Annotated in this window: 10 protein-coding genes; 9 read left to right on the forward strand and 1 reads right to left on the reverse strand. The window is 67.8% G+C overall.

Annotated elements, in window-relative coordinates:
• The first annotated feature begins 10 nt into the window (after positions 1-10).
• Positions 11-4,234 (forward strand): DUF5801 repeats-in-toxin domain-containing protein, encoded by a 4,224-nt coding sequence (locus DK254_RS32165; RefSeq protein ID WP_146219672.1) that lies wholly within the window; start codon positions 11-13, stop codon positions 4,232-4,234.
• A gap of 168 nt (positions 4,235-4,402) precedes the next feature.
• A complete protein-coding gene (locus tag DK254_RS32170; RefSeq protein WP_089394632.1) occupies positions 4,403-5,587 on the forward strand; it encodes a thiolase family protein in 1,185 nt (394 codons plus the stop codon).
• Between the two features lie 456 nt (positions 5,588-6,043).
• On the opposite strand, the gene DK254_RS32175 is transcribed toward DK254_RS32170, so the two are convergent.
• Positions 6,044-6,253, reverse strand: a complete 210-nt coding sequence (locus tag DK254_RS32175; RefSeq protein WP_009618794.1) for a DUF6316 family protein — start codon at positions 6,251-6,253, stop codon at positions 6,044-6,046.
• Positions 6,254-6,487: 234 nt separating this feature from the next.
• Here DK254_RS32175 and DK254_RS32180 point away from each other — a divergent pair, with 234 nt between their 5' ends.
• The 7 genes from DK254_RS32180 to ssuD all read left to right on the forward strand — a co-directional run bounded on the left by DK254_RS32180 (position 6,488) and on the right by ssuD (position 13,153).
• A complete protein-coding gene (locus tag DK254_RS32180) occupies positions 6,488-7,126 on the forward strand; it encodes a peroxiredoxin (protein ID WP_109937083.1) in 639 nt (212 codons plus the stop codon).
• A 179-nt stretch (positions 7,127-7,305) separates the two neighbouring features.
• Positions 7,306-8,313, forward strand: coding sequence for an aliphatic sulfonate ABC transporter substrate-binding protein (locus tag DK254_RS32185; protein ID WP_256596005.1), 1,008 nt, complete (start codon positions 7,306-7,308; stop codon positions 8,311-8,313).
• A gap of 9 nt (positions 8,314-8,322) precedes the next feature.
• On the forward strand, positions 8,323-9,150 hold the full coding sequence (locus DK254_RS32190; RefSeq protein WP_109937377.1) for an ABC transporter permease: 828 nt from the start codon (positions 8,323-8,325) through the stop codon (positions 9,148-9,150).
• Positions 9,147-9,896, forward strand: a complete 750-nt coding sequence (locus tag DK254_RS32195) for an ABC transporter ATP-binding protein (protein WP_109937084.1) — start codon at positions 9,147-9,149, stop codon at positions 9,894-9,896. The genes DK254_RS32190 and DK254_RS32195 overlap by 4 nt, the downstream gene beginning before the upstream one ends.
• A gap of 196 nt (positions 9,897-10,092) precedes the next feature.
• Entirely contained in the window at positions 10,093-10,686 is a 594-nt protein-coding gene (gene ssuE / locus DK254_RS32200; protein ID WP_109937085.1) for an NADPH-dependent FMN reductase, read from the forward strand.
• Between the two features lie 168 nt (positions 10,687-10,854).
• Positions 10,855-11,832: a sulfonate ABC transporter substrate-binding protein gene (locus DK254_RS32205; RefSeq protein ID WP_109937086.1), complete on the forward strand. Its 978-nt coding sequence runs from the start codon at positions 10,855-10,857 to the stop codon at positions 11,830-11,832.
• 172 nt (positions 11,833-12,004) lie between these two features.
• Entirely contained in the window at positions 12,005-13,153 is a 1,149-nt protein-coding gene (gene ssuD / locus DK254_RS32210) for an FMNH2-dependent alkanesulfonate monooxygenase (protein ID WP_109937087.1), read from the forward strand.
• Positions 13,154-13,200: the final 47 nt, after the last annotated feature.

Consider the following 13,200-nt stretch of genomic DNA (forward strand, 5'->3'; position numbering starts at 1 on the left):
CAAAGCTCCGGTGCTGCTGCATACACAGGACGCGGACACTATCGGCAGCAACTTCGACACTGCGACCACCAGCTTCGCCGCCGCCTTCGCCATCACCTCGCAAAGCGCCGGCGCCGACGCCCCGGCCTCCGCGGTGAGCTGGAGTTACGCGCTGAAACTGGATGTAGCCGAGGGCACTCAGTCAGGCCTGAACAGCACCGGACAGAAGATTTATCTGTACGAGCAGAATGGCCAGATCATCGGCAGTACCGCCAGCAGCGAAGGCGGGGTAAACGCCAGCAACACCATCTTCAGCCTGAAGGTGGATGGCAGCGGCAACGTCACCCTGACGCAATACGCCGAGATCGATCACGCACTGCCCGGCGCCACCGGCAACTATGCTGCGCAGCAGGCTTTCCTCGGCACCGGCCTGGTGAGCCTGGACGCTACCGCGACCATCACCGACTACGATGGTGACAAGGCCAGCTCCACGGCGTCCCTGGACCTGGGCAACAAGGTGGCCTTCGACGACGACGGCCCCTCCATCTGCATCGACCTCAGCGGCAGCAAGCCCGTCGTGCTGCTGACCCACGACGCGGACACCATAGGCTCCAACTTCGACACCGCGACCACCAGCTTCGCCGCGGCCTTCGCCATCACCTCGCAAAGCGCCGGCGCCGACGCCCCGGCCTCCGCGGTGAGCTGGAGTTACGCGCTGAAACTGGATGTAGCCGAGGGCACCCAGTCAGGCCTGAACAGCGCCGGACAGAAGATCTACCTGTACGAGCAGAATGGCCAGATCATCGGCAGTACCGCCAGCAGCGAAGGCGGCGTGAACGCCAGCAATACCATCTTCAGCCTGAAGGTCGACGGCAGTGGCCAGGTCACCCTGACGCAGTACGCCGAGATCGACCATCCGCTGCCGGGCGCCACCGGCAACTACGCGGCCCAGCAGGTCCCGCTGGCCACCGGGCTGGTGAGCCTGCAGGCCACCGCCAGCATCACCGACTACGATGGCGACAAGGCCAGCTCCACGGCGTCCCTCGACCTGGGCAACAAGGTCGCGTTCGCCGACGACGGCCCGTCCATCAGCGTCGGCCTGGGTGGCCAGGCGGTGGTGGTGCAGACCCAGGATGCCGACACCATTGGTGCGAACTTCGACACCGCCAGCGGCGACTTCACCGGCGCCTTCGTCATCACCTCGCAGAGTGCCGGCGCCGACGCCCCGGCCTCCGCGGTGAGCTGGAGCTACAGCCTCAAGCTGCTGGCCGGGCAGGGCGCCGACAGCGGGTTGAGCAGCGGCAACGCGACCATCCACCTGTACGACGTCGGCGGCAAGATCGTCGGCAGCACCGCCACCAGCCTGCAGGGCATGACCGCGGCCAACACCGTGTTCGACCTGCGCCTGGACGGCAACAGTGGCAAGGTGATCCTCACCCAGTACTCGGCCATCCAGCACGACGGGCCGGGGGCTTCCGGCAACTACGACAGCCAGGTGGCCTGGCTGAAGACCGGGCTGGTCGGCCTGGAAGGCACCGCCAGCATCACCGACTACGATGGCGACAAGGCCAGCAGCAGCCAGACTCTCGACCTGGGCAACAAGATCGGCTTCGCCGACGACGGCCCCACCGCGGTGGACGACCACCCGCCGTGCCTGCTGGTGCAGCCGCCGCCGGCGGTCAACCTGACCCTGGTGCTCGACGTCTCCGGCAGCATGCAGGGCAGCAAGCTGGCGCAGGCCAAGGCCGCGCTGATCAACATGCTGCACGAGTACGCCTCCATGGGCCTGCTGGTCCAGGTCTCGCTGATCAGCTTCGCCTCCTCGGCCAGCGCCGCCACCCACTACAGCTTCGACGACGCCGGCGACAGCGGCTACACCAGCCTGGTGAACGCCATCAACAGCCTGCAGGCCGGCGGCAACACCAACTACCAGGCCGCCCTGGAGCGCGCCCAGACCAGCATCAGCGCCGACCTGAACGCGCCGGGGGCCGACCCCTCGGCCATCAACCGGGTGTACTTCATCTCCGACGGCGAGCCCACCACGGGTAGCACCAACACCGCGCTGGACAACTGGCAGAACTTCCTCGCCGCGCACAACGGCACCAGCAACAACGTCGAGGCCTTCGCCGTCGGCGTCGGCACCTCCATCACCGACCAGGACCTGGTGCGGGTGGACAGCCATGGCACGCCGGTCATCGTCACCGACCCCGGCGACCTCGGCGCCACCCTGGTCAACCTCAGCCACCTCGACGCGGTCAGCGGCAACCTGCTGGCCAACGACCTGCCGGCCAGCGCCGACGGCACCGTGCGCATCACCCAGGTGAGCATCGGTGGCGAGACCTTCGCGGTGGACGCCAACGGCAACCTCACCAACCTCGACCCCAATGCCAGCCACGCCACCGGCAGCTACAACGCCAGCAGCGGCCTGCTGACCATCAGCACCGACAGCGGCACCCTGACGCTGTACCTGAAGGACGGCGGCGGCCACCACATGGGCGACTACACCTATGCGGTCAAGGCCGGGGTGAGCTTCCCGGAAAGCGGGCAGATCAGCGAGTCGTTCCAGTACACCATCGTCGATGGCGACGGCGACACCGCCACGGCCAACCTCGACATCTGCCTGAAATACGGCGCGCCCATCCTGGTGGTGGGCAGCAACGCCAGCGACGTCGACGGCTCCAGCGCCACCCACACCGTGCCCAGCCCGCTCGGGCCGGACCATGGCACCATCGCCGGCAGCTTCGGCAACGACGTGCTGATCGGCGACGTGGGCGGGGTGAGCACCACCACGGTGCCGGGCAAGAACTACAACATCGCGCTGATCATCGATACCTCCGGCAGCATGGCCGATGCCTCGGGGACCGCCGGGCTCAGCCGCATGGCCCTGGCCAAGGCAGCGCTGATCAACCTGCTGAACCAGATCAAGGGGCACGACGGCACCATCAACCTGGCCCTGGTGTCCTTCGCCGACGGCTCGACCCTGACCCAGGTGCACGGCCTTAACAGCACCAACGTCGCCACCCTGATCGGCGCCATCAACAGCCTCGGCGCCGTGGGCGGGACCAACTACGAGGCGGCGCTGAAGTCCACCGTCGACTGGTTCAACGCCACCGTGGCCGGGGGCGCCAACGCGGCCCACGACTACATCAACCTGGCGTTCTTCCTCACCGACGGCAACCCGACCACCTACATCGGCGACAACAGCAACAGCGGCAACGTCACCAACTACCACGACATCAAGGACGCGCTGGACGTCGCCAACAGCATGCTCAACGGCGGCGGCGTGCTCAGCGGCAGCGACCATGTGTCGGTGAACGCCATCGGCATCGGCGACGGCATCAACAGCGGCATCCTGCAGTTCTTCGACAACACCAGCACCACGGGCACCGCCACCCTGCATTTCACCGGCAACACCCCGGACCTCACCGCCAACGTCGGCCAGCCGCAGGTCATCAACACCGCCGAACAGCTGCAGACCGCGTTGCAGGAAGGCTTCACCAACAGCTCGCCGCAGGCGGTGGGCCACGACCACCTGGTGGGCGGCGACGGCAACGACATCCTCTTCGGCGACGTGATCAACACCGACGCCCTGAGCTGGACCGGGCATGCCGCCGGCACCCACAACGGCGCCGGCTACCAGGGCCTGGTGGACTACCTGAGCGCCGCCAACGGCGGCGCCGCGCCGTCCCAGAGCCAGCTGACCAACTACATCGTCGCCCACGCCTACGAGCTCAACGTCGCCGGCGATACCCGCGGCGGCAACGACACCCTCGAAGGCGGCAAGGGCGACGACCTGCTGTTCGGCCAGGGCGGCAACGACACCCTGCTCGGCGGCGACGGCAACGACATCCTGTTCGGCGGCATGGGCGACGACACCCTCACCGGCGGCGCCGGCGCCGACCAGTTCGTCTGGCAGAAGGGCGAGACCGGGCATGACGTGATCAAGGACTTCAACATCGGCGAGGGCGACTCGCTGAACCTGGCCGACCTGCTGCAGGGCGAGCACGCCACCGCCGATTCGCTGGCGCAGTACCTGACCTTCTCGGTCAACGCCACCACCGCGACCACCACCATCTCGGTGAACCCCACGGGCGCGACGGGGGGCGCGACCACCCAGACCATCGACCTGGTCAACGTCGACCTGGTGGCGAAGTACGCCGGCCACAGCGGCGGCGCCATCGTCTCCAGCGGCGACACCCACACGGTGCTCAATGGCCTGCTGACCGACCACGCGGTGAAGGTGGACACCGTCTGACCGCGCCGCAAGGGCGCCCGCGACCGCCGCCCCAGGGCGGCGGTCGCGTATCCGCTGGGGGATGGCGGCGCATATCCGGGATGAATGATCGTCGCGCCCCGGCATTCGCTCGCCCTATGCTTGGCCGACTGCACCTCCCCAATCGAACAACAAGCAACGAGGTTTCCCATGCGTGAAGTGGTGATCGTCGACAGCGTCCGTACCGGCCTGGCCAAGTCCTTCCGCGGCAAGTTCAACATGACCCGGCCCGACGACATGGTGGCCCACTGCATCGACGCGCTGCTGGCGCGCAACGGGCTGGACCCGCTGCTGGTGGACGACTGCGTGGTCGGCGCCGGCTCCAACGAGGGCGCCCAGGGCCACAACATCGGCCGCAACGCCGCGGTGCTGTCGAAGCTGGGCATCCACGTCGCCGGCATGACCCTCAACCGCTACTGCTCCTCGGGCCTGCAGGCCATCGCCATCGCCGCCAACCAGGTGGCCTCCGGCTGCAGCGACATCCTGGTGGCCGGCGGCGTAGAGTCCATCACCCTGACGGCCAAGTCGCGCAACACCGACCACTTCGTCAACCCGCGCCTGGAAGCGGAATTCCCGGGGATCTACTACCCCATGGGGCAGACCGCCGAGATCGTCGCCCGCCGCTACAACGTCACCCGCGAGGAACAGGACCTCTACGCCCTGCAGAGCCAGCAGCGCACCGCCCGCGCCCAGGCCGAGGGCCTGTTCGACGACGAAATCGTGCCGATGAACGTGCGCTACGCCGTGGAAGACAAGGCCACCGGCGAGAAGAAGGTGGTCGAAGGCGTGGTCGACCGCGACGACTGCAACCGCCCGGACACCACCCTCGAAGGCCTGAACTCCCTGAAGCCGGTCTTCGCCGAGGACGGCTCGGTGACCGCCGGCAACGCCTCGCAGCTTTCCGACGGCGCCTCCATGACCCTGGTGATGAGCCTGGACAAGGCGCTGGAGCTGGGCCTAAAGCCCAGGGCCTTCTTCCGCGGCTTCACCGTGGCCGGCTGCGAGCCGGACGAGATGGGCATCGGCCCGGTGTTCTCGGTGCCCAAACTGCTCAAGGCCCGCGGCCTGCAGATCGACGACATCGACCTCTGGGAACTCAACGAAGCCTTCGCCTCGCAGTGCCTGTACGCACGCAACCGCCTGGGCATCGACAACGAGAAGTACAACGTCAACGGCGGCTCCATCTCCATCGGCCACCCCTTCGGCATGACCGGCTCGCGCCAGGTCGGCCACCTGGTGCGCGAACTGCAGCGGCGCAACCTGCGCTACGGCATCGTGACCATGTGCGTGGGCGGCGGCATGGGCGCCACCGGCCTGTTCGAAGCGGTCCGCTGAGCCTGGCGGCCGTCCCCACGCAGGAGGGCCGATAGCGAAGCCCCGGCAGCGATGCCGGGGCTTTTTTCGTTGGAGGGGCTTTCGTAGGAGCGAGTTTGCTCGCGAAGGGAGTTTCCCGGCGGCATCATCGCTCGGGATTGACTCCGCTCCCTCTCCCCAGCCCTCTCCCTGAAGGGAGAGGGGGCTTGTCCGTGCCGAGAGAAGATTTGGCGTCAGTCGGAAACTTCGCGGTAGCCGGCTAACGCCGAAATACCCGAGTACACCGAACGGTCCCCTCTCCCTTCAGGGAGAGGGTTAGGGAGAGGGGACGGCGTCAACGCTTGCACCGTAGCCGCCGGGAAACTCTGTTCCCGAGCAAACTCGCTCCTACGAAAAGAACCTGCCCCTGGAAGACCCCCAAAGAAAACCCCGGCACCTGGCCGGGGTTCATGACTCGCCTAAAAAACCGAACAACACCTACTGCGCCACCCGCGCATACAACCCGGCGGCCTGCTGCATCCGGCTGATGTACTGCATCACCTCGCGTTCCGCATCGAAGCGGGTGAAGAACGGCCCTTCCAGCGTGCCCTCGCGAGTCGAGAAGAAATACTGGCCATTGACCGCGCTGATCCGGTCGCTCCGATAGTGGGTGCCCGGCTCGCCGTCAGTCACTCTTTTACCGAACATGAAGACACCTCCCACACCTGCGGGTTAATGATTTCAGTGTAGCCAGGCCCTGCGGCGGCGTGGCGCAGGCGACGAATGGACGGCGGCGGGGGCCCTGGCGGCTATGCTCAATGGCCAGCGGCACGAGGCCGGTCGGCTATATATCTGTTTGGTTATAAGAAAATCAAAATATATTCTTTTTAATGAATTCCGGCCTTGTGCATAGTGAACCCACACGAACCAGGAGCCCAACCCATGAGTCTGCGTCTCGGCGACATCGCCCCCGACTTCGAACAGGAATCCAGCGAAGGCCGCATCCGTTTCCACGAGTGGCTTGGCGACAGCTGGGGCATTCTCTTCTCCCACCCGGCGGACTTCACCCCGGTGTGCACCACCGAGCTGGGCCTGACCGCCAAGCTCAAGGACGACTTCGCCAAGCGCGGCGTCAAGGTCATCGCGCTGTCGGTGGACCCGGTGGAGTCCCACGTGAAGTGGATCGACGACATCAACGAGACGCAGAACACCGTGGTCAACTTCCCCATCATCGCCGACGCCGACCGCAAGGTCTCCGAGCTGTACGACCTGATCCACCCGAACGCCAACGACACCCTGACCGTGCGTTCGCTGTTCGTCATCGACCCGAACAAGAAGGTGCGCCTGACCATCACCTACCCGGCCAGCACCGGGCGCAACTTCAACGAAATCCTGCGGGTGGTGGACTCGCTGCAACTGACCGACAACCACAAGGTCGCCACGCCCGGCAACTGGCAGGACGGCGACGAGGTGGTCATCGTGCCCTCGCTGAAGGACGAGGACGAAATCCGCCAGCGCTTCCCCAAAGGCTACCGCGCGGTCAAGCCGTACCTGCGCCTGACGCCGCAGCCCAACCGCTGATTTTCCCGCGGCTGCCCCGCGCGGCCGCACCTGTTCCAAACCACGAGTAGGGTATTCGGCCGGTTCGCCGGCCGCCTTTTTTTCTGTTCCCGCCCGGCCCCGCGCCGCGCTTTCTTTCCGCTCTGACTTGCCCGCCACACGGGGAGAAGACGTCAGCCACGCCGCCAAGGAGATCGACCATGGGTCCGTCCACCTGGCGCCGCAGCCTGACCGCCGCTCTCCTGGCGTGTCTGCCGCTCGGTGCCTTCACTTCCGCCGCTCACGCCGAAACCCCGAAGGAAGTCCGCCTGGACTACGCCTACTACGCGCCCACCAGCCTGGTGCTCAAGCACTTCGGCTGGCTGGAGCAGGTGCTCAAGCCCGAGGGCACCGAAGTGCGCTGGGTGTTCAGCCAGGGCAGCAACCGCTCGCTGGAATACCTCAACGCCGGCAGCACCGACTTCGCCTCCACCGCGGGGCTGGCCGCGGTACTCAGCCGCGCCAACGGCAGCCCGCTGAAGACCGTGTACATCGCCTCGCGCCCGGAATGGACCGCGCTGGTGGTGCCCAAGGACTCTCCGCTCAAGTCCCTGGCCGACCTCAAGGGCCGCAAGGTGGCCGCCACAAAGGGCACCGATCCCTACCTGTTCCTGCTGCGCAGCCTGCAGAGCGCCGGCCTGGGCAAGGGCGACGTGGAGATCGTCCACCTGCAGCACCCCGACGGCCGTACCGCGCTGGAACGCGGCCAGGTGGACGCCTGGGCCGGGCTCGACCCGCACATGGCGGCCAGCGAGCTGCAGGCCGGCTCGCGCCTGCTGTACCGCAACGTCGACTTCAACAGCTATGGCGTGCTCAGTGTCACCGAGCGCTTCGCCCGCGAGCAGCCGCAACTGATCAAGCAGGTCATCGGCGCCTACGAGCGGGCCCGCCACTGGGCCATCGAGCATCCGGAGGAGACCGCCAGGCTGCTGGCCGAAGAGGCCAGGCTGCCGATGGAGGTCGCCAGGCTGCAGCTCTCGCGCACCGACTTCAGCCAGCCGCTGCCCGGCGCCGAGCAGGTCGCCGCGCTCAAGGCCGCCGCGCCCATCCTGGTGGACGAGCAACTGGTACGCCCCGGCACCGACGTGGCCAAGGTGGTGGACCAGCTGATCGACCCGCAACTGGCCGGCGAGGTCATCGGCAAGCAACCGCTGGCCAGGGCGCAGTGAACCATGGGCGTGCCCAGCCAGCCCCTCGACCTTGGCCGTAGCCGCCGCCTGGTGCTGTCGTTGCGGCCGCGCCCGCTGCGCTGGCGGGCCTGGGTGCTGCCGCTGCTGCTGTGCGCCGCGCTGGAGATCGCGGTGCGCGCCGGCTGGCTGGCGGAAAACCAGATGCCGGCGCCCAGCAGCGTCGCCCTGACCCTCTGGCAACTGGCCCACGGCGAGCTGTGGCAGCACATCGGCGCCAGCCTCGCGCGGGTGGCCAGCGGCTTCGCCATCGGTTCCTTCGCGGCCCTGGTGATCGGCACCTGGGTCGGCCTCAGCCGCCGCGCCGAGGCCTACCTGGAGCCGAGCTTCCAGGCCCTGCGGGCCATCCCCAGCCTGGCCTGGGTGCCCTTGCTGCTGCTCTGGCTGGGCATCGACGAGACGCCCAAGGTGGTGCTGATCGCCCTCGGCGCCTTCTTCCCGGTGTACCTGGCGCTGGTCGCCGGGGTGCGCGGGGTGGACCGCAAGTGGGTGGAGCTGGGCCGGCTGTACCACCTGTCCAGCTTCGCCCTGGCGCGGCGCATCCTCTTGCCGGCGGCGCTGCCGAGCCTGTTCACCGGGCTGCGCGGCGCCCTCAGCCTGAGCTGGATGTTCCTCGTCGCCGCCGAGCTGATCGCCGCCACCCGCGGCCTGGGCTACCTGCTCAGCGACGGCCGCGAGACCTCGCGGCCGGACATCGTCATCGCCGCCATCCTGGTCCTGGCTGTGCTCGGCAAGCTCAGCGACGGCCTGCTCAAGGCCGTGGAGCGGCGCGCCCTGGCCTGGCGCGACAGCTTCGAAGACCTGGAGGAGAGGGCATGAGCGCGCTGCTGGAACTGAACAACATCCGCAAGAGCTTCAACGGCCTGCGCGTGCTCGACGACGTCAGCCTGGCGCTGGCGCCGGGGGAAGTGGTCAGCCTGCTGGGCCCCAGCGGCTGCGGCAAGAGCACCCTGCTGCGCATCGCCGCTGGCCTGGACGCCGATTTCGCTGGGCAGCTGCAGCGCAACCCGCTGCTGGGCTTCGGCCCGGACGGCGAGAGCGGCCGCGGCGGCGGCATCGGCGTGGTGTTCCAGGAGCCGCGCCTGCTGCCCTGGCTGACAGTGGCGCAGAACGTCGGTTTCGCCGACGGCTGGCTGGCCGACGATGCGCGTATCGCCCGGCTGCTGCACGACGTCGGCCTGGAAGGCAAGGGCGGCCTGCTGCCCAAGCAGCTCTCCGGCGGCATGGCCCAGCGCGCGGCCATTGCCCGCGGGCTCTACGGCCGGCCCCAGGTACTGCTGCTGGACGAGCCCTTCAGCGCGGTGGACGCCTTCACCCGCCTGCGCCTGCAGGACCTGATCCAGGACCTGGCGCTGGAATACGACATCAGCATCCTGCTGGTCACCCACGACCTCGACGAAGCCTTCTACCTGGGCGACCGCGTGCTGCTCCTGGGCGGCACCCCGAGCCGCCTGCGCCGCGAGTTCCCGGTCCCCCTGCAACGCCCCCGCGACCGCCGCGCGGTGGAGTTGGCCTACCTGCGGGGCGAGGCGCTGACCGAGTTGCAGCATTCCCACGTCATCTAGGGCTGCAGGCGGCAGGCTACAGGCTGCAGGCCAAAGCAGGAGCGGGCACCGCCTGCAGCCTGCCGCTTGTAGCCTGTAGCTATAAGCAAATGAATAAATAACATTTATTGGAATATAAAAACCCCTGTTAAGGTCTATGCATGTTGGTTAGCGAGCCGGCTTCAAGCCGGCTCTTTCAGTTATAAGGAAGCGTGCAATGTATGTGGTCACCCTCGCCGGCAGTCCCAGCCAGCGTTCCCGTTCCGCGGTCCTGCTGGACGTTGCCCGGCAGTGGCTGCACGAGCGTGGGGTGGAGGTGCGTTCCTACCAGGTGCGCGACTTCGCCGCCGAGGACCTGCTGCATGCCCGCTTCGACAGCCCCCAGGTGCTGGAGCTGCTGGAGCAGGTGGCGCGGGCCGACGGCCTGGTGATCGCCACCCCGGTGTACAAGGCTTCCATCGCCGGCGCCCTCAAGGTGCTGCTGGACCTGCTGCCCGAGCGCGCCCTGAGCCACAAGGTGGTGCTGCCCCTGGCCACCGGCGGCAGCAGCGCCCACATGCTCGCCGTGGACTACGCGCTCAAGCCGGTGCTGGCGGCGCTGAAGGCCCAGGAGATGCTGCACGGCGTGTTCGCCGAGGATTCGCAGATCGCCTACGCCACGGCCGATAGCCCGGCGCAGCTGGCGCCGGTGCTGGAACAGCGCCTGCTGGAATCCCTTGAACAGTTCCACGGCGCCCTGGCGCGGCGGCCCCGGCCGATCGATCCGAACCTGCTCAACGAGCGGCTGCTGAAGGCGCGCTGGAGTATTTGAGAGAGGCGGCTGCAGGCTGCAAGCGGCAAGCTGCAAGAAGAAGCGTGGAGCGCTACCGAGCCTCGAATAGGCAGGTGCGTGACTGCCAGACGACAAGAAACCAGGTCCTCAGCATCCCGCCAACGGGAGCGCAGGTCCGGCGAGCACACGACGACGAAGGAGCAAGCAATGCGCAACCTCACTTTGCGTGGTGGACTGGCGGCCCTGCTGATCGCGGCCCTGGCCCACGGCGCCCAAGCCGAAGAACAACCCGGTACCCTGCGTATCGGCTACCAGAAGTACGGCACCCTGGTGCTGCTCAAGGCCCGCGGCACGCTGGAGAAGCGCCTGGCCGAGCAGGGCATCAAGGTGCAGTGGACCGAGTTCCCCGGCGGCCCGCAGCTGCTGGAAGGGCTGAACGTCGGCAGCATCGACTTCGGCGTGACCGGCGAGACGCCGCCGGTGTTCGCCCAGGCCGCCGGCGCCGACCTGGTGTACGTGGCCAACGAGCCGCCGGCGCCTACCAGCGAGGCGATCCTGCTGCCCAAGGATTCCCCCATCAAGTCCGTGGCCGAGCTCAAGGGCAGGAAGGTCGCCCTGAACAAGGGTTCCAACGTGCACTACCTGCTGGTGCGCGCCCTGGAAGAGAACGGCCTGAAATACAGCGACATCCAGCCGGTGTACCTGCCCCCGGCCGACGCCCGTGCCGCCTTCGAGCGTGGTGCCGTCGACGCCTGGGTGATCTGGGACCCGTACCAGGCCGCCGCCGAGAAGCAGCTGCACGCCCGCACCCTGGTCGATGCCCGCGGCCTGGCCGACAACCACCAGTTCTACCTGGCCACCCGCACCTATGCCAAGGAACACCCGCAGGTGCTGACCACCCTGGTGGAAGAAGTGCGCTCGGTGGGCGAGTGGTCGCAGCACAACCCCGAGCAGGTCACCGAACAGGTCGCTCCGCTGCTCGGCCTGCCCGCCGACATCACCCTCACCGCGGTCAAGCGCCAGGGCTACGGCGCGCAGTTCATCACCCCGGAAGTGACGGCCAAGCAGCAGAAGATCGCCGACACCTTCACCCAGCTGAAGCTGATTCCCAAGGCCCTGAGCATCAAGGACGTGGTCTGGACGCCGCCGGCGGACAGCAAGGCCAAGGTGGCTGCCAGCAACTGACGAGCACGATCACGATGTAGGAGCGAGCTTGCTCGCGAACCTGCCCAGCTTCAGAGCGGCCGGGAGATTTGTTCGCGAGCAAGCTCGCTCCTACGAAGAGCATCACCACATACACGAATCCCATCATCGCGCGGCTACGCCACGCCGGCGCGCTCACTCTGGAGTTATAGCGATGAGCCTCAACATCTTCTGGTTCCTTCCCACCCACGGCGACGGCCATTACCTTGGCACCGCCGAGGGCGCCCGCGCGGTCGACCACGGCTACCTGCAGCAGGTGGCCCAGGCCGCCGACCGCCTCGGTTTCGGCGGGGTGCTGATCCCCACCGGGCGTTCCTGCGAGGATTCCTGGCTGGTCGCCGCCTCGCTGATCCCGGTGACCCAGCGCCTGAAGTTCCTGGTCGCGCTGCGCCCGGGGATCATCTCGCCGACCGTGGCCGCGCGCCAGGCCGCGACCCTCGACCGCCTGTCCGGCGGCCGGGCGCTGTTCAACCTGGTCACCGGCGGCGACCCGGACGAGCTGGCCGGCGACGGCCTGCACCTGAACCACGAGGAGCGCTACGAGGCCTCCGTCGAATTCACCCGCATCTGGCGCCGCGTGCTGGAAGGCGAGACCGTGGACTACCCCGGCAAGCACATCCAGGTACAGGGCGCCAAGCTGCTCTACCCGCCGATCCAGCAGCCGCGCCCGCCGCTGTACTTCGGCGGCTCCTCCGAGGCCGCTCAGGACCTCGCCGCCGAACAGGTCGAGCTGTACCTGACCTGGGGCGAGCCGCCGGCCGCGGTGGCCGAGAAGATCGCCCAGGTCCGCGAGAAGGCCGCCAAGCACGGCCGCAGCGTGCGCTTCGGCATCCGCCTGCACGTGATCGTGCGTGAAACCAACGAGGAAGCCTGGCAGGCCGCCGACCGCCTGATCAGCCACCTCGACCAGGACACCATCGACCGCGCCCAGGCCTCGCTGGCCCGCTTCGACTCGGTGGGCCAGCAGCGCATGGCCGCCCTGCACGGCGGCAGCAAGGACAACCTGGAAGTCTCGCCGAATCTCTGGGCCGGCGTCGGCCTGGTGCGCGGCGGCGCCGGCACCGCGCTGGTCGGCGACGGCCCGACCGTGGCCGCGCGGGTGCAGGAATACGCCGACCTCGGCATCGACACCTTCATCTTCTCCGGCTACCCGCACCTGGAAGAGTCCTACCGCGTCGCCGAACTGCTGTTCCCGCACCTGCAGCTGGCCCGCCCGCAGCAGCCCGAAGCCCGCGGCTACGTCAGCCCCTTCGGCGAGATGGTGGCCAACGACATCCTGCCCAAGCAGGCCGCGCAGAGCTGAAGTCGACTTTGTAGGAGCGAGCTTGCTCGCGAACCCCGCGAGCAACC

Origin of the sequence: Pseudomonas sp. RW407, from assembly GCF_003176655.1 — a bacterium.
Classification (GTDB): domain Bacteria; phylum Pseudomonadota; class Gammaproteobacteria; order Pseudomonadales; family Pseudomonadaceae; genus Pseudomonas; species Pseudomonas delhiensis.

Excerpts from the sequence above, each read along its gene's own strand:
- DK254_RS32180 (WP_109937083.1), top strand. The coding sequence starts at position 6,488 with ATGAGTCTGCGTCTCGGCGACATCGCCCCCGACTTCGAACAGGAATCC.
- DK254_RS32170 (WP_089394632.1), top strand. The coding sequence starts at position 4,403 with ATGCGTGAAGTGGTGATCGTCGACAGCGTCCGTACCGGCCTGGCCAAG.
- DK254_RS32195 (WP_109937084.1), top strand. The coding sequence starts at position 9,147 with ATGAGCGCGCTGCTGGAACTGAACAACATCCGCAAGAGCTTCAACGGC.
- ssuE (WP_109937085.1), top strand. The coding sequence starts at position 10,093 with ATGTATGTGGTCACCCTCGCCGGCAGTCCCAGCCAGCGTTCCCGTTCC.
- ssuD (WP_109937087.1), top strand. The coding sequence starts at position 12,005 with ATGAGCCTCAACATCTTCTGGTTCCTTCCCACCCACGGCGACGGCCAT.
- DK254_RS32185 (WP_256596005.1), top strand. The coding sequence starts at position 7,306 with ATGGGTCCGTCCACCTGGCGCCGCAGCCTGACCGCCGCTCTCCTGGCG.
- DK254_RS32175 (WP_009618794.1), bottom strand. The coding sequence starts at position 6,253 with ATGTTCGGTAAAAGAGTGACTGACGGCGAGCCGGGCACCCACTATCGG.
- DK254_RS32205 (WP_109937086.1), top strand. The coding sequence starts at position 10,855 with ATGCGCAACCTCACTTTGCGTGGTGGACTGGCGGCCCTGCTGATCGCG.